Here is a 23,679-nt window from a genome sequence, read left to right as displayed (position 1 = left end):
GCGCGCCTCTTCGGGGGCATAGCTTCAGGCTACCGTCACGTGCCACAGCGCGTGACGCGCCTGCTGCTCCACCAAACCTTATGGCATATCTCGGAGCCTCGCCGAGAACACAATGACCACATACAGAACACAACTGGAAAAGGCTAAGGTACCGAGGGCCGCGTAACCCTGCCGCCATAACAAGCGAACGATGCAACGTTCATAGACTCACAGTAGAGCCCTACTTGGTGTCAGGCTCAAGCTTGCGCGCTTCATCCACAAGCATGACAGGAATTCCGTCCCGAACGGGAAACGCGAGCCCAGCATTTTTACTTACCAGCTCACAACTAGCAGCGTCGTAATACAACTCGCCGCCAGTCAACGGGCACACCAAAACTTCTAGCAATCTCCTATCCAACAACTACTTCCACCCCTCCTCGTCTGCAATCAAAACGGCTTCCGCGAGATGCTCCTCAAGACCCTGCAGCGGCAGCTCACTTTCTCGAAATTCTCCCCAAGACTGTAAGACACTGGAGCATTCGACCCCCCGCACTATAGGGTACTCCTGATTGACATCCGCATATATTTTCTGCGCTTCCGCGCTGGACAAAAACTCCAACAACTTCACCGCGTTACCGAAGTGCTTTGCATGTTTGGCTACGGCCCCGCCGCTAATGTTAACCATTGCACCTTCCCCCTCCTTTTGGTTGGGAAAAAACACAGCAAGCTTGGATGCAGCCTCCTGGTCTGCTTTACTGCCAGAAGCGCTAACTCTGCCCCAATAGTAGCTATTCACTATCGCTATGCCACCCTCGCCAGCAGCGGCTGCATAAATCTGGTCGGTATCGCCCCCGCTGGGCTTGCGCGCAAAGTTTGCTACCAAACCTCTAACCCACGCCCGCGTCGCTGCTGACCCATTGTTTGCCACCATAAACGCTATCAGCGACTGGTTGTACGGGCTGCTTGAGGACCTGACCAAAATCTTGCCCCGCCACTTGGGATCCGCGAGATCCTCATAAGTGCTCAGATCTTCTACGTTTACCAATGCTTTGTTGTAGACCACTACCCGGGCACGCTTTGTGAGCCCAAACCAGTACCCCTCTACATCCCTGTACCTAGCGGGAATAACCTGCTCAAGGACGTCAGAGCGCACTGTCTGCAGCAACCCCCGCTTTTTTGCCAATATGAGATTTACCGCGTCGGCCGTGAGAAAGACGTCAGCCTTGCTGTAAACACCCTCGCTTTCCATACGAGCGATCAGCTGGGCTGCTTCGTCATTTATGTATCGAACTTTAATCCCAGTTTCTGCGGTGAACTTCCTGAACAGGTCACGCAGCAGCTCTTCCTTACGGGAAGAGTACACATTCACCACCTCGCCCCGGTCAGACTGATATCTGTCGTACAAAAAGCCTATGCCCAGACCCAACACCAGGGCGCACAGCAGCACCCCTACCACCCTCATACTGCAACCATTATCCAGGCACCGGGTCATATGATATGGGAACCAAAGAGTAAATCAAGGCAAATCTTTGCAACAACCATGAATGATTGGATGTGCAATCGTGCAACCATAGGTATGGGCACGTGTGCGCCCACGGGCAAGTTTTCCCTGAGCCCAGGGAGCAAAGTGCTATCGTTTGTTCCAACATCCATTTGTTGTATGCCCCAGCTCCTATGGAAGGACGGAACACAGGGTTTGGTAGCCAATACCTGCGTTGTGCATACACCAAGATGACCCTGCGGAGTTGTACCTGAGCCGCTGCAGTCTTCACCGATCCTGTTAGTCACCATCTCTAAGGCCCAAATCTCCAACGCCTCTACCTGTCAAAATTACGGGGGCTAGCATGTTCATCGTCAAGGGAGGTCAAACTACACGATGAATCCGTGCTCTCATATTCTGATGTTGCGCCGCGCATGCAACATAATGTGGCGCATGTTCCCACTTTGTTGGCAGTGGGTGGCAGGCTCGGTCTGGATGAGTGGAGGCTGAGGTCGGATCCTTCACATGCTCTGCTCTTCCGGGCAACATAATGGGAGAGGTATTCATGTGCTTTTGAGTGTGTGTCACTCCCCGACAGCTCCGCTTCACCGGCTCGCGTTACACATAAGGCGGCCCGGAGAAGACGCTTCTTAAGTGCGCGTACGACCCCACGTTTTGCCTTTCCATGCCGCCACTGCACGGATGATGCGGTGTCCGATTCGGAAACGCAGTTATCATTGCTTGAAAGTGTGTTTATAGACGCAGCGGTTTCGGGTTTTAGGGGTAACATGCACCGCTTTGAGGTATTGCCCGCACCGCACTTTTTGTGGCTGCAGCCAGTTTGCGATAGTTTAGTTGCTACTGTCGGGGCCGACACATTATCGGTTTTGCGGGCGTCACCACCCTGGTACAGTCCGCACTTGCCCTCCGGGTTAGATACTGCAAAGCGCCTATCATCACCAAAGCGGTGTTCAAGATTGCCTATATGCCTGGGGCTGTATCTTCTTGTGCTAGAGCATACCGGCAAAACTGCTCGGAATTTATGTTTGTGTGCGTGGTTGGTGCTTGTGGGCGCTCCGTCGTGACCAGGCACCCTATTGGTGCATGCGGCATACAAATTGCGCGGTCCCCCGGCGCCTAGCAGAGTATGTGTTTTTTGATTCTCCCGCAGGTACCTAGATGTATATGTGCCTACCGGACGGCGCACTTTACGATTTGCGGACGTTTTTGGGGTTCTGGCAAGCATGTGCTCGACGCCATTTGTGTAGCACGAGTTGAGTGCCACAAGGCTGCTAGTCCGACACTGACGCTTCCTGCTAAGTAGCTTCAGAAGATGTGCAAGTAGGGCACTGACCCGCGGGCGGAAGTTATCATTACTGGGACAAGAGCGCGACACTGCAATAACGCCGTCATCCTTTGCACTATTGTGCGCATGCACGCGTGATTGCGGTAACTGCCCATACGTGTTTGCCGCTTCAATTGTGGGGTAATGCCGGCCAACGTCTTGCCTAGATGTGTGCCAAGCGGTGCGTGCTTGCTGCTTCAACCATCTGGACGCAGTGCTTATTTTTGTGCGGACTTTCTGATGTGCAAATGCTAATACCCCGTCCCGTTTAGGGCCTGTCGACGTGAGACGGTGCAATGGTGTAGGCTGGGGCTGCGATGCACAGCTTCTAACTGCTGCCATATATGCCGTGTGGCTTGCAACCTTGTATGAACTTTGTGCTGTGCGCAAAGCCACGACAAGCGCAGGGCGGTTTTTGTAGCGGTCTACATTTAGGAGCTTAATGCTGCGCAGACTTTCGAAAAACCTCGCGCAATCCCCGTACATTATGCTGTCTTTGTAAACGGCATCAAGCCTTTTTAGGGCAATATAGTCTTCACGCAGCTTCGGCAAGGTGAATACCGCGTAGAAGCATTGTACAAGTTTGCGATGCAGCATATACCAAGGGTGGCGCCGATTGACAATCACCTCTGCATGCTCCAAACGCTTTTTTGTGCGCTCTAGATGCGTTGTTATAGCTTCGGAAACCAGCTGCCTGGCTGTTGATTCTTGGGCGCTGAGATTTCTGACGGGAGTCTGCACCGCCTTCCCGTTAACGTGCAGTATGCGTCGTACTAGCTCCGCTGATAAACATGCATGCGGTAGCTTGTCATAACTTGCGCCGTAAAAAGTGAGCAACAGGCAAAACTCCTGCCGCATTTTTAGCGCAAAGTAGCGCGACAAATCGTCTAGCACTTTTAAGCTGTTCTCCGTTATCACGTCTATCCCAAGGTGCCTGTTAATGCCCACTCTTTGTAGGTATGACGACAGCTCCTGCACACACGCAAGAGACGCAGGACTGGAAAAATTGTATACGGGTGATTTGCTGTGTAATTTGTGTATCTTTGACGCACAACAATGTGCGAGCTGTTTCAGTTGGGGGCCGCTCACGCTGTATTCCTGCGTAATCTGCAATAGCGCGCGGTACAGTACCTCAGTCATCCACGTGCGGTTGTAGTGCCCATGTTTGCAATTGGTAAGTTTTTCAACATCATTCCTGTCAAGTCTGAGGTTGTGCCGCAGTATGCTTACGTATGGATATCCAGCCATTGCGCTGTTCGTTCCCACAACTCCTGTGAGGAACCCTGATAGCATGGGCAGAGAATTTGTATCTGCTAGTAGTTTTGCCATACCCTGAAACTCCGAGGTCAAGAATAGGGGAGTATTGCTGTTCGTAGCGGCAGGTGCCGGGTAACCTGTTCTCTGCAGTGATAGCATGAATATCTACCATCATGGTGTGATATGCTAAGATTAGCATAATATAGCGCACCCCACAAGGTGCCTTGTACTGCATTTGGGGTGGATCTCACATTACTGCCTCCCTACGTCTACAGCTTGGAGCGGAAATTGGCTGGCGCTGGCGGAATATTGATGTATATACTGAAGGGATTTGCGCCCCAATTTTGGACGTTTTGTGTGGAAGATGTGATAGATATCAAGATCAACGGGGAAAAAAAGAGCATACCTGCGGGTAGCTCGCTACAGTACGCTGTAGTAGAATATGGGGCTAGTGCGCCTTTTGCTGTGACGGTCAACAACGTACTTGTTACCAAGGCGCAATACGGTGAGTACGCACTCAAAAACGGGGATGCTATAGACATAGTGTACCCAATGCAAGGTGGATAGTGTGTGTGGTTGCGTTCTTGGATGCTGTAACTTAGGCGGTAGCTTTATGATTGCTATGTTGCCATAGCGTGGGGAAATAGAGCGTGTGGAATGTGTATGGAGTGGAGCTAAACAGCAGGTTGCTGATGGGGTCTGCTCTGTACCCATCTCCTGAGGTCCTAAAACGGGCTATACTGAATTCCGGCACAGAAGTGGTAACCGTATCGCTCTCCAGGCAGATGCCGTCTGCCAGGGCGGGAGGTGATTTTTGGCGCATAGTCCAGGATAGCGGGTGCCGAGTTTTACCAAACACAGCTGGTTGTTGTACGGTGAGCGATGCCGTGCGCATGGCACAAATGGCACGGGAAATCTTTACTACTTCTTGGATCAAGCTTGAAATTATTGGTGATGACTACACCCTACACCCTGACCTTGTATTGCTATGCGAAGCTGCTAAAGAGCTGGTGCGTCAGGGCTTTGAAGTTTTCCCATATTGTACTGATGACCTTGTGGCTTGCCACAGGCTCATAGACTGCGGGTGCAGAGTGCTAATGCCCGGTGCATCACCCATAGGCTCTGGCATGGGTGTGTTAAACATGCATAACCTGAAGTTGCTAAGAAACAGGTATAAAGACGTAATAATCATTGTGGATGCCGGCATAGGTAGGCCCTCCGATGCAGCCATAGTGATGGAAACCGGAATTGACGGGGTGTTAGTCAATAGTGCGATTGCGCGCTCTCCTGATCCTACAAATATGGCCCACGCCTTCAAACATGCTGTGGAGGCCGGAAGGCTTGGGTACGAAGCGGGCATGATAGGCAAAAGGGAGTCCGCAGTGGCGAGCACTCCCCTTGTAGATACACCTTTTTGGCGTAAGTAGAGCAGTAACTAGGCGGTTGGCTGGGATTGAGGTTGGGGTAAAGCCCGCAGGAGCCCCGCTGCTGGGCTGTTACAAGTATACACTGTTGTGAGGCGTACCGGCATACCGAGCAACTACGAAGTGATGCCTGGTATTTTGCCCCCTTGCTCCATAAACCTTAGCCGAGCATGCAGGGCATTGTGCGCCAGTACAGTTGCAGAAATAGCGTGCTTTGTACGTCTGAGCTTCATACGCAGCCAATCTGGATAAGCGAGGCCTGCGTAGAGTTTGATCGTGAGCTCAAGCAGTACATAACAAGGAAGGGTCACAAAATTCTCATGGTACGCAATATAAGCAATGCAAGATGCCGCTAACAAGACGAGCGTAAACGCCCACAACCTCTTATAGGCAGCAAAGAAAAACACAAAGACGAACGCAAGAAACGAAAAGCCATCGCGCACAAACCTAACATGCCCTGACTTTTCGTTTGTGTATACACAAAAAAAACGCACGCCAATTACAAGAACAACCGGGATTACCATTCTAAGAAGAAAGCCCCAATTGGTAAATCAAAAAGATTCAGGTTGCCTCCGCGTTGTTCCCTTGGTAAAGAAATTGATGTATGGATGTCTGCGAAATCTGTAGGCCATGTGCGTGCAACATAAACAATGTGCTTCTCCTCCAGCAATGTGTAATGTTGGCATGGTTGCGCACGTATGCAGGTTGGTCATAATGAGTGCTTTGATAGGTATGGCTACATGATTACTCGTTTTGCGCCCAGCCCCACTGGGTATATGCATATAGGGAATGCGAGAACGGCGCTGGTGTGCTGGCTGTATGCAAGGAAAAGCTCTGGTAAATTCCTGCTCAGGATAGATGATACTGACTTTGAAAGGTCTGAAGAAAGGTACGTGGAGGAGATAAAAAATGACCTCAAGTGGCTAGCCATGGATTGGGATTTGTGTTTCAACCAGAGCTCCAGGATTAAAAGGTACGACGAGGTTTTCAACTCCCTAATGGGCAAAGGCGTGGTCTACCCCTGCTATGAAACCCAGGAAGAGTTGGAGCTCAAAAGGAAAATGATGCTCAAAATGGGGCTGCCACCCATTTACGACAGAAGTGCCTTGAATATGACCGAGCAAGACCGCAAAGCCCATAGCTACAAGAGGCCGTATTTCAGGCTTAAAATGGACCGCGACCAGGAGATTTCTTGGAACGACGAAATACGAGGCAGGGTGGTGCTCCAGGCCAAGAATATCAGTGACCCAATCCTCAGGAGGACTAACGGAAGTTACACCTACATGTTACCTTCCACGGTTGATGATGTAGATTTTGAAGTGACGCACGTCATTCGCGGTGAAGACCACATCAGCAATACGGCAGTGCAAGTGCATATCATGGACGTGCTCGGCGTAAGACCGCCGTCATTTGTCCATCTCCCGCTGCTACGCATGGGAGAATCAAAAATGTCAAAACGGGTGGGTGGAACCGAGATATGCAAAATGCGGGAAATGGGCCTCGAACCCATGGCGATTAACAGCTACGTGGCAAGAATGGGCACGTCTCTTCCCGTGGAGCCGCACACAGATATGCAGTCGCTTGTAGATTCGTTTGATATTACATCATTCAACCAGGCCCCAATTAAGTTTGTGCTGGAAGATATATCCAAGCTGAATGTGCGGTTGCTACAGAGGCTGCCATTCGAGAAAGCGCGAGATAGATTGGCAGCATGCGGTATAGAGTGTTCGGAGAGTTTCTGGTACGCGGTGCGTGATAATATAGATGTTATTTCAGACGTAAGAGAGTGGGCGGATGTCTGCGGTTCCGGAGTCACCCCCGTGGTGGATGACTTAAACCGGCAGTTGCTGCAACTGGCGAGTGATCTCCTGCCCGAAGGGGAGCCGCATGGTGGTACGTGGAAAACTTGGCTGCAGAAGATCAAAGAACGTACTAGTTGTGGCACCCGTGATATTCTCCTGCCACTCAGGCTTGCACTAACAGGGGTGCCTAAGGGCCCAGAATTTGCAAAGTTACTGCCCCTGATTGGTAGGGCGGAAATACTACGGAGGCTGCGTGGTGCATAGCCACCATGCGCGGGGCTGTGGCGGTTTTCTTGGGTTAGCGGTGCTCATCCGTTGTGCGTGTTGCAACATTCTATGCTGACATCCAGCATTCCTGCCAGGTGTGTAGAGTTGGCTGTGCGCTCTGCCGGGTTGTGCGCGGCCTTTCCCAGCATATGGTACTTGACTCCTGCAAGCCAGATATGATAGTTGATTGTCCCTGTGGCGGGCGTAGCTCAGTCGGTAGAGCATCAGTTTGTGGCACTGGAGGTCGCCAGTTCGATCCTGGTCGCTCGCCCGCGTGCGGGCAGCAAAACGTCTAGCCGTGCGGGCCCGGCTGCGATTGCTGTAAATAGGTCTTTGACTTGCGATGGTTTCGTATTAGAATTTCGCTTCTACGTTTGTTGTAGTTCGGTCATATGTTGCGTTACTTGGTGTACTGCTGCACCCTGTGTGTTGTTCTTGTGTCGCACAATTGCTACGCCTCTTCTGTGCGCATAAAAGCTGTTGTTGATGGGAAGGCCATAACTAGCCTTGATGTATCCAGGCGTGCACAAGCGAACGCGTTTTTCTACAAAACTGCCCACGCTGGAAGCGACCGGAATGAGGTATTACAGTCTCTGGTTGATGAGTCTATGCTAGAGCTTGAAGCTAAAGAGCTGGGCATGTCCGTAAGCAAACACGAGTTAGAGGCAGAGGCCGGTAAGCTGTTCTCAGTATTGGGAGTGTGCGACGAGCTGGATATTGGAGAGTGTGCCGCACAGAACGGATTGGACTACAAATCTGTGGAAAATCACCTCAGATCTAGAGTCATATGGAGCAAGATGTTAGCCGCGCGGGTTGCGCCTTTTCTTGCGGTTTCTGATAGCGACGTCGAAAATTACGTTGACGAGGCCAAGTCCGCTGGGCTCGAGACTGTGCTGGATATGGAACAGGTCTTCGTACCATTCAAGGCGGGGCGCGTTTTAGACTCTGTGCTTAGCGAGCTCAACAAGGGTGTAGCGCTCGACAAAATAGCTGCCAGATATAGAGAGCACGCGGTATATGCCGACCGTGCCGTGGGGGTGACTGCTAGCGCCTTTTTGCCTGACGTGAAAGCCTCGTTGGTAAGAGCTAAAGTCGGCCAAGTGATTGGCCCGGTGAGAATCGATCGTGGCTACTTGGTGTTGAAACTGCTGAGCAAAGTCAAGGTAGGCAAGGGGTTCCTAAACAGCTCAGCGAGCATAAAACGCACTTCTGTTACGAAGGGCGACCACGAAAATGTTTTGCGGGTCATGAAGGGGCGTGGCGCCAACTGTGACAACTTTGACAGCATTGCCAAGAATATGGGGCTGGAGGTGACGGGTCTTGATGTGCGCATCGGTGATCTTGCTTCTAAGCTTCAGTTCATGTTAAGCAATGCCACCCCCGGGGAGGTGTTAAGCTCCACTTCTGACTCTAGCAATGGTGGCAGTGAGGGTGAAAAGGAAAAGGTCGACCTGATTGTACTATGCGGAATTTCGCGGAGCGGTGGGCCAACGGCCGAGGAGGTCTATAAAATCAAGCGGGCAGTGTATACAGAAAAGCTTGTCTCTGCCAGTGGAAGGCTCATGGAGTCCATCAGGAATCGCCATTTCACCAAGAGGTTTTGATTGCTGGTTTTTACGGCGGACTGCGGGTATGATCAGAGTTACAGCAGGTGTTTACCGCGGTAGGAGGGTCTTCACCGGTAACGCCCTTAAAGCACGACCGGCCATTTCTGTAGTGCGAGAGTCAGTATTCAACGTTTTGCGCGCACACATGCCTGTAGAGGGGGTGAACGTATGCGACATATGCTGCGGCAGCGGTGCTTTTGCTTTCGAAGCCCTATCCAGGGGCGCGGAACACGCCTGCCTTGTAGATATACACTTGCCCAACTTGCAGCTCGTCAAGAGGACAGCCGATAGTTTAGGCGTTGGACACAAAACGACCATTTTATGCTGTGACGTACACAAACTCCCACCGGCAGATCGCAGTTATGACCTAGCGTTTGTTGACCCCCCGTATGAGGAAGCATCGCTGATAGACGTGTCGCTGAACGCAATGCTTGGCATGCGTTGGTGCAGGGCCGGCAGCATTGTAGTGCTGCGCGTGAACAGGGGGACGGAGGTTTCGATTCCCCAGTGCTGCGAATTGCTAAGCCGCAAATCCTATTGTGGCTCAGAAATACTGTTCATGCGTACAATACTCGGCGATTAGCGTTGCCACACGCACGGTACCCCTCGGTGCCGGGGCTTATAACTTACAAGCGGGTAATGCAACATTGCTCATAGAGCACCCCGAGAAAGACAACGCGGTTGATGATGCAAGTGTATTTGGCCACATAGGGGACAAATATGGCAGAAAAGTAGCACTCATCCTCTCTTGGTGTATCTGTACCGGTAGGGTTCATGGCCGTCATCCCCACCTACAAGATACAGGCGTGCCTCTGGGCACCTGCCTCTCTCCTACCTACCTACATTCCCAGCGCCAGTACCAATCTGGCACCGCACCATCCTTACACTTGAAGTTCTTAGCATCACCCAGGTCTCCCCTACCTCTGTATACTACTCGGCTTCCCAGCTTTCTTGGCACAGTCAAAGTTCTCTGCACCCTACCCTCAGGGTTCCCTACTTCTTACCAGCACCTCACAACTCATTTCCATATCAACGTTAACTAACCAACTACCACAGCATACACTTCACCCTACTTATCCCGGCTCATGTTGATACTACAAACAGTTGGGTATTACCATAGCTCATCCCACTGTGGTATTGCTACCATCTATAATCACCTAATGTTGTTTCTAAAGTACAGTTAAAGGTCCACACCATTACCAAAGTCCCTACTCTCCACACTACCATCTACACACTTGGAGCTCTCGGCACTGCCGACCCAGTCCTTACTTCAACCTGCAGTGATGAATAACCATATAAATGTAATCATGGCTGTTACTATGTATCTTGGTCTAATACTCAATCTTCCCCACAACTTGGTACACCCATCAACTACACCCAGGCCACCCCTAACTTGTACCACCCAGCCCAGCATACCTAACTACCATCCTCTGACCACACACTGACCAGAATCACCCACACCTAACCACACTCTACAGGTTTGGGCTCACCCAATGTTGTCTTCCCAACCACACAAGCCTCTGCCCACACCTTCACCTAGTCCCTACCTCCGTGTACTACTCTTACCCAATCTCCACCATCCCTGCACACAAACTAACCAGCATCACCTGTATCGCCCAGGTCCCTCACCTAACCACTATTACCACTCACTGCCCTGCCACCATCCTTGCAGTCAAACTTATTGGCATCTACACCTGTATCGCCCAACCCTGCAGCAAACTTAGCCATTAGCTTACCGGCACCAAAGAATATAGCTGTGAATACAACTAACATTACAATTGCAGGCCATGCTAGTTTACCGAATATAGCCATGATGCTGGAACCTAATATCACTCCTGTCATGATTGGTAGTCCAAGCTTCTGTACAAACCCTATAACATTACATATAACCTTAGTCGCTGTATCATCAGCTGCATCACCAGTACCAGTAGCACCCTGAGCCCCAGCAGGTACACCATGGAGGATACTCCATGTGAAGACTCACTGCTTCCCATATCAACATCCTACCTATTCAGGCTCATGTTGATACTGCACAGTTGGGTATTCCATAGCTCATCCCACTCTAGTATTGCTACCATCTGAACAACATTAGGTGGTACAGGTGATTGATATACAACAGCCTTTCCCTCCTTATCGAGGCTATTGATGTTGTTCGCCATCCCCTGCACGTCGATGGTGGGTTTGTTACTCTCAGCAGAGAGTTGTGTCGCATCTTCAGTAAACACCACACTAATCTTGTTGCCATTGTTAGCGCCGTCAGTGTTCTTACCACAGGTGCCAGTGCTACCACCACTAGTACCATTGGCACCACACACCTTCTGGCTCACTGTTTGACCATTAGTGGCAGCCTCTACTGCAGTACCCCACCTCTTGGCATCACTCTTAGTTATCTTACCTAAATGAGTAGTAAGACGCTCTACCTGACCTCTAGCTGTATCATATGCTAACTCCTTTCCTAATAAGAATACTGAAGCTGTATCCTCATTAGACTTCTTACCTCCCTTAATAACAAACCTCTCATACCCTACTTCAACTTCAACCCTGGCTCCTCCAATACTATACCCAATGCTTCCTTCTGCAGCAGTGGCGCTATACTAGAGCGCTCTTGTTGCACCACTATTCCTACCACATGTGTTACTAGTGCAACTGCCCCGACTCTCTGGTACGTTGATGGTGGTGATGCCACAGTGGGATTAGAATCCGAGTCTGATGCCCACCTCCACACCTGTGTGCAAACCCTGACCTTCTCTTTTGTTTTCCTCATTGAACTTACATCATCGTCCATACAATGGGCAGGTGTGTGTTCCAGAGGTTAAGTACGAATAAGAGACGAGACCTTGGAGTGAGTGCAGGGAACTGTGGATGCGGCAAGCATGTAGGTAGTAGCACGAGGTAGAGGACCCCCAGAGTTGGGTGCGCTCAGTTGGTGGTGCAGATAGTCCCAATTGGGAAGACCTAGGTATTGAGTCCCGGATACAGGTGAGTCTTCACATGGAGTATCCTCCATGGTGTACCTGCTGGGGCTAGTGCTGCTACTGGTACTGGTGATGCAGCTGATGATACAGCGACTAAGGTTATATGTAATGTTATAGGGTTTGTACAGAAGCTTGGACTACCAATCATGACAGGAGTGATATTAGGTTCCAGCATCATGGCTATATTCGGTAAACTAGCATGGCCTGCAATTGTAATGTTAGTTGTATTCACAGCTATATTCTTTGGTGCCGGTAAGCTAATGGCTAAGTTTGCTGCTGGTCTGAATAGTGACGGTGTGAATGCACAGAGCTTCAAGTGTGTAGATGGTGGCGGTGCCACATTGGGTGGTGCTGGGAATGTGGGTCGGTAGAGAGACCTGAGTAGTTGGTGTGCGGAGAACTTTGACTGTGCCCAGAAGGCTGGGAGCCGAAGTAGTTAGAGACCTGGGTAGTGACACAGGTGTAGGTGATGGCAAGAGCTTCAACTGTGTAGATGGAGGTTGGGTAGTTAGGTGTGCTGGGCTGGGTGGTACGAGTTAGGAATGGCCTGGGTGCAGTTGGTGGGTGTACCAAGTTGTGGGGAAGATTGAGTATTAGACCAAGATACATAGTAACAGCCATGATTACATTTATATGGTTATTCATCACTGCAGGTTCTGCTGAGGCTAGAGTCAGTGATATGGGTGATGCCAGGAACTTCAAGTGCGTAGGTAGGTGTGCCACATTGGGTGATTGATATGCAACAGCCTTTCCCTCCTTATCCAGGTTATTGATGTTGTTCGCCATCCCTGACACACTGATGGTAGCGTTGTCGGTCTTGTTACTCTCGGAGAGTAGTGTGTCTGTACTCTCAGTACTGAATACAGTACCAAGCTTGCCATTGGTGTTCTGGCTATCAGTAGTACCACACTTGTTGGTACCAGTACCCTTGCCACACACATTCTGGCTCACTGTTTGACCATTAGTGGCAGCCTCTACTGCAGTACCCCACCTCTTGGCATCACTCTTAGTTATCTTACCTAAATGAGTAGTAAGACGATCTACCTGACCTCTAGCTGTATCATATGCTAACTCCTTTCCTAATAAGAATACTGAAGCTGTATCCTCATTAGACTTCTTACCTGTACACCAAATACCCAACACCGTAGTGCTGCACCTCCCTTGCACCAGGTGTTGGTGCTTGGGGAGGCCGAGGTATTGGCCTGGGTGTAATTAGCTGTTCATCATCTCAAAGAAGTCATTGTTGTCCTTGGCGATGCTTAGCTTGTCTCGCAGGAACTCCATGGCTTCTACTGGACCCATTGCTGATAGTAACCTTCTGAGTAGCCATACCTTCTTCAAAAATGCACTCTCTATCAGCATGTCTTCCTTACGAGTCCCAGATTTAGAAATATCAATCGCAGGGTAGATTCTCTTGTCTGCGATTTTCCTGTCTAGGATTATTTCACAGTTACCTGTACCCTTGAATTCTTCAAAGATGACTTCATCCATCTTTGAACCAGTTTCAATCAGTGCTGTTGCAATGATGGTGAGTGACCCGCCATTCTCGATGTTCCTTGCAGCTCCGAAGAACCTCTTGGGTCTTTGCAATGCGTTGGAATCTACCCCACCAGTTAGTACCTTACCAGATGATGGCATGACCTCATTGTACGCACGGGCCAACCTGGTGATTGAGTCTAGTAGTATCACAACTTCCTTCTTGTGTTCTACCATCCTCTTAGCCCGCTCAATTACTATTTCAGCCAGTTGTACGTGCCTATATGCTGGTTCATCAAATGTGGAGCTCACTACTTCTCCTTTTACTGACCTCAGCATGTCTGTAACTTCCTCAGGCCGTTCTCCTATGAGCAGGACTATCAACTCCATGTTTGGGTGATTCATGGCAATGGAGTGTGCAATCTGCTGCAAAATTACCGTCTTGCCCACCCTAGGTGGTGCTACAATCAGTGCACGCTGACCTTTGCCCAGTGGGGCTATGATGTCTATTGCGCGCATGCTGATGTCTTTCTTCTCCCCTCCAAAACTCTCTTTGCATTCGAGTAAAATCCTCTCCTCAGGGTATAGTGGAATCAGATCGTCAAAGTGTACGTACCTCTGTAGCTTTCCTATCTCTGTGTAGTTTATGCTGTATGCCTTGACCAGTGTGAAGTATCTCTCCTTCTCCCCAGGTGCTCTGATCTCACCACTTACTATGTCTCCTGTTCTCAAATTGAACTTCTTGATCTGGCCTGCAGATATGTAGATATCATCACTGCTTGCTGCATAGTTAGCCTTGGCTGATCTTAAAAACCCAAACCCGTCAGGTAGTGTCTCTACTACTCCACCTCCGATAGCTATGCCTCCTTCACTGATAACTCGCTTCATTAGCTGGAAAATTATCTCCTGCTTCAGCATCCTTCCGTTGCTGACTACTCCCAACTCCTCTGCTGTTACCAGTAACTCCTCCGTGCTCTTTTGCTTCAGTTCACACAGATTCAGCACCCTCCCTCCTTCGGAGGGGTGATGATGCTCCGCACTTCTTTCGGTCGCCGGCTTGGAGGAATAAGACCTGGACCTTCTCTTATTCTTGTTGAACACAAGATTGACCTTAAATTCATGTACAATGAAGGTATAAGCAAGCGCCCCCGGAAGCCTGCTGGGCAGGGGGCCGTACTGCTAAAAACGCGCAAAAAGAGGAAACAGCACCTACGCCTTTTGGTCCTGAATCTCCTCGTTCATATTCCTGACTCTTCTCTCTCTCTCAGCCACCATCTGAGCCTTCATAATAGCCTCATCAAGATCCGCCTGCGTGCACAAGCCCAGCAAAACCGGGTCTCTAGGCTTAATGTTGCTTGAGTTCCAGTGCTCCTTATTCCGCACCGCGGCAATCGTCGCCTTCGTGGTCCCTATAAGTTTGGCTATCTGCGAATCGTGCATCTCAGCACAGTATTTTAATATCCAGCAAACCGCATCGGGTTTGTCTCTACGCCTGGCTACAGGAGTATACCTGGCACCTCTCCTCCTTGACAGCTTACCAGTGGTTACTCCCCTATGAACCACCAATTTCGGGATCCTGGTAGGGTCCTTCTGGCAGGCTTCTATCTCCTCTTTGGTAACTTGCCCCATAGCAACCGGGTTACAACCCACAACGCCCTTGGCAACCTCGCCATCAGCGATACCCCTGACCTCAAGCAGATGCAACCCGCAAAATTCGGCGATCTGCTCAAAAGTGAGGGCTGTATTATCCACCAACCACACGGCAACGGCCCTGGGCATCAACGGAGTACCCTCATTGCTTGACGACATAATCCAAAGAATCTCCAAACTAACGAAACCGCACAGACCCCAACACTAGACCACAACCTCTAAGAATTGGTTAACCCTACAACATACGAGCACGGTCCGATTCAGGCGCGACCATGGTACCACACGCACCCTCCATGTCAAGGACTTTCAGCCATCTTAGGACATTTTGAGTTGCGGTCTGCACCGCAAAATACACGCTTTGTTATGCAACTCCAAACGTGCAGCACACCGGAGATTTTCGCCCGCAGATGCGCGTGCGGGTATGTGGTACGGGAGAGTGTGCCCAAAGTGCAACCACCCCGGTTAGGTACGACTGTGCAGGTATATCTCTGCGATGCGTTCCGAATGCAGGCAAACATTCCGAGATGGTATCCGCTTGACACCACGCAGACAAGGATGTACTCTGGGGAGTTATTGAGTTCAGGCATGGAGTTTTATGCCAAAGTTGAAGACCAAATCCTCCGCTAAGAAGAGGTTTAAGGTCACAGCGAGTGGGAGGGTGATGTCTGCCCAGTCCACCAAGCGCCACGGCATGACTAAGAGGAGCAAGAGAAGCCTTAGGACCCGTAGGGGCATCGCGCAGATGAGCGCGCCGGATGCACGTATTGTCGCGTCCTTCATGCCGTATAGTCTTTAGGTAATTGGTTGTAGGACGGGGATTTTATGGCTAGGGTCAAACGCGGTGTTACCGCCAGGGCTAGGCACAAGAAAGTTGTTGCACTTGCCAAAGGTTATAGAGGGCGCTCTAAAAACTGCTACAGAGCTGCGCTGCAGCGGCTGGAGAAGGCTTTGGTGTATGCGTATCGGGATAGGCGCAATCGTAAGCGTGACTTCAGGCGCCTGTGGATTGTGCGCATCAACGCTGCGGCAAGGCAATGGGGTATTAAATACTCTCAGCTGATGAAGGGTATGGCTTTGTGTGGTATAGAGCTGAACCGGAAGATGCTGGCGGAGATGGCCGTGAATGACAAGGCTGCCTTTGAGAAGGTAGTGAGCGCTGTCGCGGGTACCTGTGGGTATGCTTGTGCCGTTAATCAGCAAGATAAGTGATCTTAGTGAGGAGGCGAAAGCCTGCGTCGCTGCTTGTAGTTCTGTAGAAGAGTTAGATGAAGTCAGGGGGCGCTATATCGGGCGTGCTGGGGCCCTGACGGCTTTGCTGCGCCAGATCTCCACTATACAGGATATGGACGAGCGCAAGGCAGTTGGGTCTGCAGCGAATGCCGCGTGTGCCGCGTTAAAGCTGGCAATTCAGGATAGGGAATCACAGCTCGCTAGGGAGCAGCTGCACTCACGGTTGGCTAGCGAACGTATTGACGTAACTCTGCCTGCAAGGCCCAGAACTTGTGGCAAGATACACCCAATTTCTGGGGTGATTAGGGAGATCAGCAGCATATTGAGTGAGCTGGGCTTTGCCGTGGTTCACGGCCCGGAGCTAGAGGACGAATTTCATGTGTTTGATGCATTAAACACGCCAGAACATCACCCTGCGCGCGCGGAGAATGACACCTTTTACATGACGAAAAGGCTCAACGGCCGGCGGGTAGTGTTGCGGACCCATACGTCGTCAATGCAGATACGTGCCATGGAGAGCAATCCCAACCCTCCAATCAAAATTATATCTCCGGGTAGGGTGTATAGAAATGACTGGGACGCCACGCACAGCCCAGTATTTCACCAGGTAGAGGGGCTGTTTGTCGACAAACACGTGACTATGGGCCATCTGAAATATTGCATCAACTACTTTCTCAGTAGATTCTTTGCGCGCAAAGTGGAAACCAGGATGAGGGCTAGTTTCTTCCCGTTTACTGAGCCGTCCGCGGAGATAGACGTAAAAGACAGGCACCAAAAGTGGGTTGAAGTGCTGGGGTGTGGCATGGTACACCCAGCCGTGTTGGAAAACGTGAACATAGATCCGGAAAAATACCGTGGCTTTGCTTTCGGCATGGGTGTTGAGCGGATGGCCATGCTGAAGTATGGCATCACGGACCTTCGCAACTTTTACAGCAATAAGCTAGAATGGCTGAACCACTACGGTTTTTGTTTTACTGACATACTAGGCCGCGCTTAGCCAACAGGAGTACCTCCAGTGTGCGGCCGCGTGGTTTTTGTTGACGGATATACAGCCGGGTTGCAAACTTTTGCGTGACGCTCGGCATGGGTGGCCCACGCCGCTGTCGCATGGTGGCTCTGTAGATATCTTTGGAATGTAGTGCACAAAAGAGGCGTGATCATCACTGGGGCCGCACGTAGGGTTGGGCGGGCTGTTGCGATATTTCTTGCGGCCCAGCACGGTTACGATGTTATAGTGCACTACAATAGGTCGCACAGCGAGGCACTGGATCTGCAACGGATCATCCAGGAAGATTATGGGAAGCGGTGCCTGCTTTTCCGGTCTGACTTATGTGACTTTGCAACGCTTGGCCGCCTGGTTGCGTACGCTTTTGCGGAGCTCCCTTACTGTGATACTCTAATCAACAATGCCTCGGTTTTTCGCAAAAGCACCCTCGGGCAGCTTAGTGAGGGGGAACTCGAAGAGAATTATAAGATACACATAAAGGCCCCAGCATTCCTCACGCAACATTTCGCGCGCATGTGTGCGGCCGGAGGGAAGGTCATAAACGTAATCGATACAAACATCACAAGGACACAAACAAGATATTTTGCATATCTTTTGTCAAAGAAGGCACTGGCAGATTTCACAATAATGGCTGCCGCAGAGTTTGCACCAAACCTGCAGATCAATGCCATATGCCCACCTGAGATCCCAGACCACGAGATAGACAATGTAAAGTCACTCGAAGATGTAAATGCCGCCCCGTGCCTCAAAAACTTTCTAGATGCCGTTGCAACTTTGGTTGATTGTAACAACACACTCAGCGGCGAGATAATACATACTAGCCCTGCGGCCCCGCCATAACTGCCATAACTGCCGCGCGGTGCCACTTGGGCGGATTTGCCGGCTATGCGGGCAGATCCCGGCCCAGCACTTCCTGGCGTTGTTGCACAGCCTAGGTGCATACGCCAAAAAAATCCCTAGAAAAAGCTCCAAAATTGATGAATCCTGGGGTCCCAAGTCCACGTATAACTAGGAGTTATGGATATCGTAATACTTGCTGCAGGATGTGGCAGCAGAATGTGCTCCACCACGCCGAAGATTCTACACAAATTGGGGAATGCGCCAATCATAAAGCATGTGCTGCAGCTTGCTGATGAACTGCGCCCAAAGCGCGCCGTCATAGTGACAAATGCTGCAGTAAATGGCCCGGTAGCCGCGCTGGCAGGGGAGCATAACCTGCGCCTCAACACCGTGCTGCAGGGTGAAATTGCGGGTACAGGGGGCGCGGCCACCTCAGCATTGCAGGCGCTCAAAAACCCCTCAGAAGAGATTGTGCTGATACTATACGGGGATACACCGCTGCTTGATAAGGCCACAGTGTGCCACGCCCTTGATAGGCTTTCAAGCGGGGCAAAAATTGTTCTCGTGGCCTTTAAATCTGAAAATAACCAGTACGGTAGAATTGTGTTGGGCAGCTCCGGGAATGTACTGGAAGTCAGCCATGGGCGTGACACAAACGGCCTTGCAGTTTCTGGGGCAATTGCGGGATACAGGCAAGTAATTTCTGGATTACTGGGAGGGCTATCATGCCGTGATGGAGAACTTTACCTAACAGATATTGTGCAATCTGCCGCGGAGAAGAATGTGGAAGTTGGCTATGTAATTGCAGATGAGCGCAAGGCGATGGGCATCAACACAAGGGAGGATCTTGCAATAGCGGAGTCATACTTCCAGTGCATGAAGAGAGCTAGCTTTTTGCAGTCGGGCGTGACTTTAACGTCCCCTGACCAAGTTTTTTTCTCAATAGATACGCAGATAGCACAAGATGTGATAGTGCATCCATATGTGGTTTTCGGCGCGGGGGTTGCTGTGGAGCCAGGCGCGGAGATACTATCCTATTCACATTTGGAGTTTTGCCACATCAAAAAAGGAGCCATTGTCGGCCCATTTGCCAGGGTTAGGGGCAATTCGACTATAGATAGGGGCTGCGTAGTAGGCAACTTCGTGGAGATCAAAGAAAGTAGCCTGGGAGAAATGAGCAAGGTGAAACACCTGAGCTACCTCGGCAACAGCACTATAGGCAAAAACACGAATGTGGGAGCAGGGACGGTTATATGTAACTACGATGGCCGAAACAAGCAGCATTCAGACATAGGAAACAACTGCTTTGTGGGAGCAAACAGCACGATAGTCTCCCCAATAAAAGTGGGCGACAACGCCGCAATAGCCGCCGGCAGCGTGATTACCGAAGATCTACCGCCACGAAGCCTAGGCATCGCCAGAAGCAGGCAGACAACAAAACCGGAATACAAGACCAGAAGGTGAGAAGAGCCGATTGCAAGTGCCCCACACCGAGGCTCTCAACAACAAGACACAAAGCAACGCAGAACAGCACCCTGCACGAGCTGACAACCCCGGAGCAAGCCGACACAAACGCCGCCACGACGCGGCACTGGCCACCAGCGCGCGAGCCCCCACTAGGCTCCAGCGGGACGTACCTCAACAAACCCCTTTTTTATGAACCAAGACACCCTGTCCGTCGGTTGGGCGCCCACACCCAGCCAGTAGCTGAGCCTCTCTGCGTCAATCTTCAGGAACCCGGGCTCACCACACGGCACCATGGGGTCATAAAAACCCACATGCTCGATGAACTTACCGTCCCTCTGAACTCTGGAGTCAGAAACCACGACCCTATAGAAGGGTTTCTTCTTCGCACCGAGCCTCATTAACCTTATCTTTACGGACATGCCTTACCAAGGACCCCTTTTAACCCGAGAGGGCCCATTCTACCATCACAGAACGGTGCGTCAATTAAATTTGCAGCATTTACTGTGACAAGGCCTGACATTTGGCATATAATGGCGACCCCTGGGAGCAATATGGCTCGGAGCGTGTTGGGGGAAGGCTGCTAGTGCCGGCTTGGTCATGGCGCAGCGGATTACTCCGCGTTTTATGGTATGGGGCGTAGCCGGAAGCGTTAGGTAGGTTGCTGCGTGTTGTGCCCGTGGTTAGCAATGGCCGGGTGAATGGAGGTTTTATGGATAGCAGGAAGGTGACGAACGCCGTACTGTCCACTATAGCGTGTAATACACTGGTTTGGTATGACTTCATACTTTTCGGTAGCCTTGCTGGCACCATCGGTGAACTGTTCTTTCCGCAGGAAGACAGGTACTCGTTGCTGTTGAGCAGCTTCTGCGTGGTTGCAGTTGGGTTTTGCATGCGCCCTTTTGGTGCAAGTGTATTTGGCCACATAGGGGACAAATATGGCAGAAAAGTAGCACTCATCCTCTCCATATTTGGTGTATCTGTACCGGTAGGGTTCATGGCCGTCATCCCCACCTACGAGAGTGTAGGTATACTTGCTCCGGTGCTGCTTGTAATATGTAGGCTGGTGCAGGGCATATCCTTGGGGGGGGAGGCAGGCAACGCAACGTTCCTCATAGAGCACTCCAAGAAGAGCAACACTGGGCTGTTTGGGAGCTTTGAAGTATTGAGTGCAGTACTCGGCTCCGTATTTGCTTTTGCGGTAAAAATTGCGGTCAGGCATTTTACTGGGGACAACTTCGGGGTGTGGGGGTGGCGCATACCCTTCGTGATCGGGTTTGTTGTGGGCATCATCAGCATTTATACCAGAGCAAAGACTGGTGAAAGCCCAGCGTATGAAGCACAAGCCAAGCAAGAGGGGGGCGATGTGCTCACTGACGAATCTCCTGTCAGGCACCTATTTCGGCACTACAAGAGGGCGCTGTTATTGGCCATCTGCATAGATGGCATAGAGAACTGCTCGTTTCACATTCTGATGGTATTTTTCATCAGTTACGTGAGGGACTTTTCACCCGCTGTGATCATCAGCCCACAGATAAGTGAGGCGATAGAAATGGTCAGCGTTATGCTCGCAGGGGTATTGACGGTTGCCTTCGGTGCACTTTCTGATGTCCTTGGGAGGAAAAAAGTTATTGGAGGCGCAGCGGTGACGTTTCTGCTGGTCAGCATGCCTGTATTCTGGATGCTGAGTCAGGGGAGTGCGCTATACATTGGGCTTGGGTACTTGATATTTGTAGTGCCTTTTGCAGCTGCGCTGGGGCCATCCAGTGCCGCAATGTCTGAATTATTCCCCACCAAGGTAAGGTACACAGGGTTTGGCATAGCGAGGAATGTTTCCTCAGCAATTGGTGGAGGGATTGCCCCTGCACTCTGCACCTGGCTAGTTAAGACAACGGGCTGGCGCATTGCCCCTGGGCTTTGCATAATATTCTGGGCACTGGTTGCACTAGTCGCACTTACAAGAATCAGGAAGGAAGACGTATACAGGGACTGGCTGTAGGACTGACTGCCCAACGATTCCAACCACAACTTACCTGTAGGTTGAAGGCTGGTGTAAACTACAACATCGCACGCAACCTTACGGCATTCATTGGAGGCACTGCCAGCAAAGCACTAGGCACAAACTACGACAACACCTGATGGAGGAAAGTCCAGCAGTACCACTTATAAGCAATCAGCTGCGCATAGCAAGCCGCCGCAGCCCACCAAGCATCTACCCTCAGGTCCTTCCTACGTACTACCCGTGCCACCATCCGCACCCCTTTACTTACCCCTACACTTCTTACCGGCACCACTCACTGCTTTCCCATATCAACTGGTTACCTATACAGCACATCACTTGACTTCGTCCCCACAACTTGGTACACCCACCAACTGCACCCAGGCCATTCCTAACTCGTACCACCCAGCCCAGCACACCTAACTACCCAACCTCCATCTACACACTTGAAGCTCTCGCCATCATCTACACCTGTGTCACTACCCAGATCCTCCTACTTCTTACTCGCACTACCAGCTTTCTTGGCACAGTCAAAGTTCTCATCCACACCTAACTACCCAATGAGGCCCGTCCACCATCCTCACACTTGAAGCTCTGTGCATTCACACCGTCACTATTCAGACCAGCAGCAAACTTAGCCATTAGCTTACCGGCACCAAAGAATATAGCTGTGAATACAACTAACATTACAATTGCAGGCCATGCTAGTTTACCGAATATAGCCATGATGCTGGAACCTAATATCACTCCTGTCATGATTGGTAGTCCAAGCTTCTGTACAAACCCTATAACATTACATATAACCTTAGTCGCTGTATCATCAGCTTCAGCAGTATCACCAACAGCCCCAGCAGGTACACCATGGAGGATACTCCATGTGAAGACTCACCTGTATCCGGGACTCAATACCTAGGTCTTCCCAATTGGGACTATCTGCACCACCAACTGAGCGCACCCAACTCTGGGGGTCCTCTACCTCGTGCTACTACCTACATGCTTGCCGCATCCACAGTTCCCTGCACTCACTCCAAGGTCTCGTCTCTTATTCGTACTTAACCTCTGGAACACACACCTGCCCATTGTATGGACGATGATGTAAGTTCAATGAGGAAAACAAAAGAGAAGGTCAGGGTTTGCACACAGGTGTGGAGGTGGGCATCAGACTCGGATTCTAATCCCACTGTGGCATCACCACCATCAACGTACCAGAGAGTCGGGGCAGTTGCACTAGTAACACATGTGGTAGGAATAGTGGTGCAACAAGAGCGCTCTAGTATAGCGCCACTGCTGCAGAAGGAAGCATTGGGTATAGTATTGGAGGAGCCAGGGTTGAAGTTGAAGTAGGGTATGAGAGGTTTGTTATTAAGGGAGGTAAGAAGTCTAATGAGGATACAGCTTCAGTATTCTTATTAGGAAAGGAGTTAGCATATGATACAGCTAGAGGTCAGGTAGAGCGTCTTACTACTCATTTAGGTAAGATAACTAAGAGTGATGCCAAGAGGTGGGGTACTGCAGTAGAGGCTGCCACTAATGGTCAAACAGTGAGCCAGAAGGTGTGTGGTGCCAATGGTACTAGTGGTGGTAGCACTGGCACCTGTGGTAAGAACACTGACGGCGCTAACAATGGCAACAAGATTAGTGTGGTGTTTACTGAAGATGCGACACAACTCTCTGCTGAGAGTAACAAACCCACCATCGACGTGCAGGGGATGGCGAACAACATCAATAGCCTCGATAAGGAGGGAAAGGCTGTTGTATATCAATCACCTGTACCACCTAATGTTGTTCAGATGGTAGCAATACTAGAGTGGGATGAGCTATGGAATACCCAACTGTGCAGTATCAACATGAGCCTGAATAGGTAGGATGTTGATATGG

26 protein-coding genes, 1 tRNA gene and 2 pseudogenes are annotated in these 23,679 nt (G+C 50.7%); 16 read left to right on the top strand and 13 right to left on the bottom strand.

Annotated elements, in window-relative coordinates; all coding sequences use genetic code 11:
• Positions 1 to 220: 220 nt before the first annotated feature.
• From ACIS_RS00245 to ACIS_RS00235, 3 genes are all read right to left on the bottom strand, one after another.
• A complete protein-coding gene (locus ACIS_RS00245) occupies positions 221 to 400 on the bottom strand; it encodes a Trm112 family protein (protein WP_041651079.1) in 180 nt (59 codons plus the stop codon).
• Positions 401 to 1,441 carry a Fe(3+) ABC transporter substrate-binding protein gene (locus tag ACIS_RS00240; protein WP_012880258.1) on the bottom strand — a complete coding sequence of 347 codons (1,041 nt, stop codon included), beginning with the start codon at positions 1,439 to 1,441 and terminating at the stop codon, positions 401 to 403.
• A gap of 355 nt (positions 1,442 to 1,796) precedes the next feature.
• Positions 1,797 to 4,220 (bottom strand): hypothetical protein, encoded by a 2,424-nt coding sequence (locus ACIS_RS00235; protein WP_012880257.1) that lies wholly within the window; start codon positions 4,218 to 4,220, stop codon positions 1,797 to 1,799.
• A 198-nt stretch (positions 4,221 to 4,418) separates the two neighbouring features.
• Between ACIS_RS00235 and thiS the strand changes: the two genes are divergently transcribed.
• Positions 4,419 to 4,628 carry a sulfur carrier protein ThiS gene (thiS, locus tag ACIS_RS00230; protein ID WP_012880256.1) on the top strand — a complete coding sequence of 70 codons (210 nt, stop codon included), beginning with the start codon at positions 4,419 to 4,421 and terminating at the stop codon, positions 4,626 to 4,628.
• 83 nt (positions 4,629 to 4,711) lie between these two features.
• Entirely contained in the window at positions 4,712 to 5,488 is a 777-nt protein-coding gene (locus ACIS_RS00225; RefSeq protein WP_012880255.1) for a thiazole synthase, read from the top strand.
• 113 nt (positions 5,489 to 5,601) lie between these two features.
• On the opposite strand, the gene ACIS_RS00220 is transcribed toward ACIS_RS00225, so the two are convergent.
• Positions 5,602 to 5,979 (bottom strand): Erum7620/ECH_0207 family putative T1SS effector, encoded by a 378-nt coding sequence (locus ACIS_RS00220; protein ID WP_238523283.1) that lies wholly within the window; start codon positions 5,977 to 5,979, stop codon positions 5,602 to 5,604.
• Between the two features lie 246 nt (positions 5,980 to 6,225).
• Here ACIS_RS00220 and gltX point away from each other — a divergent pair, with 246 nt between their 5' ends.
• The 4 genes from gltX to ACIS_RS00200 all read left to right on the top strand — a co-directional run bounded on the left by gltX (position 6,226) and on the right by ACIS_RS00200 (position 9,744).
• The gene (gene gltX, locus ACIS_RS00215; protein WP_041651320.1) at positions 6,226 to 7,551 is read left to right on the top strand and encodes a glutamate--tRNA ligase; all 1,326 of its coding nucleotides are present in this window, start codon (positions 6,226 to 6,228) and stop codon (positions 7,549 to 7,551) included.
• Positions 7,552 to 7,752: 201 nt separating this feature from the next.
• Positions 7,753 to 7,825 (top strand) — tRNA-His (locus ACIS_RS00210).
• A gap of 121 nt (positions 7,826 to 7,946) precedes the next feature.
• Positions 7,947 to 9,158 carry a SurA N-terminal domain-containing protein gene (locus tag ACIS_RS00205; RefSeq protein WP_012880252.1) on the top strand — a complete coding sequence of 404 codons (1,212 nt, stop codon included), beginning with the start codon at positions 7,947 to 7,949 and terminating at the stop codon, positions 9,156 to 9,158.
• Between the two features lie 28 nt (positions 9,159 to 9,186).
• Complete coding sequence (locus tag ACIS_RS00200; protein ID WP_012880251.1) at positions 9,187 to 9,744, top strand: RsmD family RNA methyltransferase; 558 nt, start codon at positions 9,187 to 9,189, stop codon at positions 9,742 to 9,744.
• 1,046 nt (positions 9,745 to 10,790) lie between these two features.
• On the opposite strand, the gene ACIS_RS00195 is transcribed toward ACIS_RS00200, so the two are convergent.
• The 4 genes and pseudogenes from ACIS_RS00195 to ACIS_RS00185 form a co-directional block, all read right to left on the bottom strand.
• Positions 10,791 to 11,126, bottom strand: coding sequence for a TrbC/VirB2 family protein (locus ACIS_RS00195; protein WP_049756250.1), 336 nt, complete (start codon positions 11,124 to 11,126; stop codon positions 10,791 to 10,793).
• A 38-nt stretch (positions 11,127 to 11,164) separates the two neighbouring features.
• Positions 11,165 to 11,488: a hypothetical protein gene (locus ACIS_RS05680; RefSeq protein WP_049756247.1), complete on the bottom strand. Its 324-nt coding sequence runs from the start codon at positions 11,486 to 11,488 to the stop codon at positions 11,165 to 11,167.
• A gap of 159 nt (positions 11,489 to 11,647) precedes the next feature.
• Positions 11,648 to 11,716 (bottom strand): annotated as a pseudogene (locus ACIS_RS05675) (P44/Msp2 family outer membrane protein); the annotation flags it as partial.
• Positions 11,686 to 11,946, bottom strand: a complete 261-nt coding sequence (locus ACIS_RS00185) for a hypothetical protein (RefSeq protein WP_012880244.1) — start codon at positions 11,944 to 11,946, stop codon at positions 11,686 to 11,688. The pseudogene ACIS_RS05675 and the gene ACIS_RS00185, both read right to left, overlap by 31 nt.
• 213 nt (positions 11,947 to 12,159) lie before the next feature.
• Here ACIS_RS00185 and ACIS_RS00180 point away from each other — a divergent pair, with 213 nt between their 5' ends.
• On the top strand, positions 12,160 to 12,507 hold the full coding sequence (locus tag ACIS_RS00180) for a TrbC/VirB2 family protein (RefSeq protein WP_049756249.1): 348 nt from the start codon (positions 12,160 to 12,162) through the stop codon (positions 12,505 to 12,507).
• Here ACIS_RS00180 and ACIS_RS05625 read toward each other — a convergent pair.
• The 3 genes from ACIS_RS05625 to ACIS_RS00165 all read right to left on the bottom strand — a co-directional run bounded on the left by ACIS_RS05625 (position 12,449) and on the right by ACIS_RS00165 (position 15,391).
• The gene (locus ACIS_RS05625; RefSeq protein ID WP_148207700.1) at positions 12,449 to 13,279 is read right to left on the bottom strand and encodes a hypothetical protein; all 831 of its coding nucleotides are present in this window, start codon (positions 13,277 to 13,279) and stop codon (positions 12,449 to 12,451) included. The two genes, ACIS_RS00180 and ACIS_RS05625, sit on opposite strands and share 59 nt — an antisense overlap.
• A gap of 69 nt (positions 13,280 to 13,348) precedes the next feature.
• Entirely contained in the window at positions 13,349 to 14,713 is a 1,365-nt protein-coding gene (rho, locus tag ACIS_RS00170; protein WP_012880249.1) for a transcription termination factor Rho, read from the bottom strand.
• A gap of 108 nt (positions 14,714 to 14,821) precedes the next feature.
• Positions 14,822 to 15,391, bottom strand: a complete 570-nt coding sequence (locus ACIS_RS00165) for a cell cycle transcriptional regulator TrcR (RefSeq protein ID WP_010266863.1) — start codon at positions 15,389 to 15,391, stop codon at positions 14,822 to 14,824.
• Positions 15,392 to 15,857: 466 nt separating this feature from the next.
• On the opposite strand from ACIS_RS00165, the gene rpmI reads away from it, so the two are divergent.
• From rpmI to ACIS_RS00140, 5 genes are all read left to right on the top strand, one after another.
• Entirely contained in the window at positions 15,858 to 16,058 is a 201-nt protein-coding gene (gene rpmI, locus ACIS_RS05185; RefSeq protein ID WP_010262434.1) for a 50S ribosomal protein L35, read from the top strand.
• A 26-nt stretch (positions 16,059 to 16,084) separates the two neighbouring features.
• Positions 16,085 to 16,471 (top strand): 50S ribosomal protein L20, encoded by a 387-nt coding sequence (gene rplT, locus ACIS_RS00155; RefSeq protein ID WP_010262430.1) that lies wholly within the window; start codon positions 16,085 to 16,087, stop codon positions 16,469 to 16,471.
• Complete coding sequence (gene pheS / locus ACIS_RS00150) at positions 16,440 to 17,489, top strand: phenylalanine--tRNA ligase subunit alpha (protein ID WP_037348454.1); 1,050 nt, start codon at positions 16,440 to 16,442, stop codon at positions 17,487 to 17,489. Before rplT ends, pheS begins: the two co-directional genes overlap by 32 nt.
• 141 nt (positions 17,490 to 17,630) lie before the next feature.
• Positions 17,631 to 18,338, top strand: a complete 708-nt coding sequence (locus ACIS_RS00145; RefSeq protein WP_010262423.1) for an SDR family NAD(P)-dependent oxidoreductase — start codon at positions 17,631 to 17,633, stop codon at positions 18,336 to 18,338.
• A gap of 177 nt (positions 18,339 to 18,515) precedes the next feature.
• Positions 18,516 to 19,802 (top strand): NTP transferase domain-containing protein, encoded by a 1,287-nt coding sequence (locus ACIS_RS00140; protein WP_012880247.1) that lies wholly within the window; start codon positions 18,516 to 18,518, stop codon positions 19,800 to 19,802.
• Positions 19,803 to 19,954: 152 nt separating this feature from the next.
• On the opposite strand, the gene rpsP is transcribed toward ACIS_RS00140, so the two are convergent.
• Positions 19,955 to 20,224 carry a 30S ribosomal protein S16 gene (gene rpsP / locus ACIS_RS00135; protein WP_010266854.1) on the bottom strand — a complete coding sequence of 90 codons (270 nt, stop codon included), beginning with the start codon at positions 20,222 to 20,224 and terminating at the stop codon, positions 19,955 to 19,957.
• Positions 20,225 to 20,514: 290 nt separating this feature from the next.
• Between rpsP and ACIS_RS00130 the strand changes: the two genes are divergently transcribed.
• Positions 20,515 to 21,801: an MFS transporter gene (locus tag ACIS_RS00130; RefSeq protein WP_012880246.1), complete on the top strand. Its 1,287-nt coding sequence runs from the start codon at positions 20,515 to 20,517 to the stop codon at positions 21,799 to 21,801.
• A 549-nt stretch (positions 21,802 to 22,350) separates the two neighbouring features.
• Here ACIS_RS00130 and ACIS_RS00125 read toward each other — a convergent pair.
• On the bottom strand, positions 22,351 to 22,671 hold the full coding sequence (locus tag ACIS_RS00125) for a TrbC/VirB2 family protein (protein ID WP_049756248.1): 321 nt from the start codon (positions 22,669 to 22,671) through the stop codon (positions 22,351 to 22,353).
• A gap of 213 nt (positions 22,672 to 22,884) precedes the next feature.
• On the opposite strand from ACIS_RS00125, the gene ACIS_RS00120 reads away from it, so the two are divergent.
• From ACIS_RS00120 to ACIS_RS05665, 3 genes and pseudogenes are all read left to right on the top strand, one after another.
• Positions 22,885 to 23,145, top strand: coding sequence for a hypothetical protein (locus ACIS_RS00120; protein WP_012880244.1), 261 nt, complete (start codon positions 22,885 to 22,887; stop codon positions 23,143 to 23,145).
• Positions 23,115 to 23,183: pseudogene (locus ACIS_RS05670) on the top strand (P44/Msp2 family outer membrane protein); the annotation flags it as partial. The gene ACIS_RS00120 and the pseudogene ACIS_RS05670, both read left to right, overlap by 31 nt.
• A 159-nt stretch (positions 23,184 to 23,342) precedes the next feature.
• Entirely contained in the window at positions 23,343 to 23,666 is a 324-nt protein-coding gene (locus ACIS_RS05665) for a hypothetical protein (RefSeq protein ID WP_049756247.1), read from the top strand.
• Positions 23,667 to 23,679: the final 13 nt, after the last annotated feature.

Source organism: Anaplasma centrale str. Israel, from assembly GCF_000024505.1.
In the GTDB taxonomy this organism is placed as follows: Bacteria; Pseudomonadota; Alphaproteobacteria; order Rickettsiales; family Anaplasmataceae; genus Anaplasma; species Anaplasma centrale.
The sequence above is the reverse complement of the archived record's forward strand: the minus strand, read 5'-3'. Positions and strand labels throughout refer to the sequence as shown.

What these genes read in the sequence shown, in the direction of transcription:
- ACIS_RS00240 (WP_012880258.1), bottom strand. Translation starts at nt 1,441, where the DNA reads ATGAGGGTGGTAGGGGTGCTGCTGTGCGCCCTGGTGTTGGGTCTGGGC.
- ACIS_RS00235 (WP_012880257.1), bottom strand. Translation starts at nt 4,220, where the DNA reads ATGCTATCACTGCAGAGAACAGGTTACCCGGCACCTGCCGCTACGAAC.
- gltX (WP_041651320.1), top strand. Translation starts at nt 6,226, where the DNA reads ATGATTACTCGTTTTGCGCCCAGCCCCACTGGGTATATGCATATAGGG.
- ACIS_RS00205 (WP_012880252.1), top strand. Translation starts at nt 7,947, where the DNA reads ATGTTGCGTTACTTGGTGTACTGCTGCACCCTGTGTGTTGTTCTTGTG.
- ACIS_RS00200 (WP_012880251.1), top strand. Translation starts at nt 9,187, where the DNA reads ATGATCAGAGTTACAGCAGGTGTTTACCGCGGTAGGAGGGTCTTCACC.
- ACIS_RS00185 (WP_012880244.1), bottom strand. Translation starts at nt 11,946, where the DNA reads ATGGACGATGATGTAAGTTCAATGAGGAAAACAAAAGAGAAGGTCAGG.
- ACIS_RS00165 (WP_010266863.1), bottom strand. Translation starts at nt 15,391, where the DNA reads ATGCCCAGGGCCGTTGCCGTGTGGTTGGTGGATAATACAGCCCTCACT.
- rpmI (WP_010262434.1), top strand. Translation starts at nt 15,858, where the DNA reads ATGCCAAAGTTGAAGACCAAATCCTCCGCTAAGAAGAGGTTTAAGGTC.
- rplT (WP_010262430.1), top strand. Translation starts at nt 16,085, where the DNA reads ATGGCTAGGGTCAAACGCGGTGTTACCGCCAGGGCTAGGCACAAGAAA.
- pheS (WP_037348454.1), top strand. Translation starts at nt 16,440, where the DNA reads ATGCTTGTGCCGTTAATCAGCAAGATAAGTGATCTTAGTGAGGAGGCG.
- ACIS_RS00140 (WP_012880247.1), top strand. Translation starts at nt 18,516, where the DNA reads ATGGATATCGTAATACTTGCTGCAGGATGTGGCAGCAGAATGTGCTCC.
- rpsP (WP_010266854.1), bottom strand. Translation starts at nt 20,224, where the DNA reads ATGTCCGTAAAGATAAGGTTAATGAGGCTCGGTGCGAAGAAGAAACCC.
- ACIS_RS00130 (WP_012880246.1), top strand. Translation starts at nt 20,515, where the DNA reads ATGGATAGCAGGAAGGTGACGAACGCCGTACTGTCCACTATAGCGTGT.
- ACIS_RS00120 (WP_012880244.1), top strand. Translation starts at nt 22,885, where the DNA reads ATGGACGATGATGTAAGTTCAATGAGGAAAACAAAAGAGAAGGTCAGG.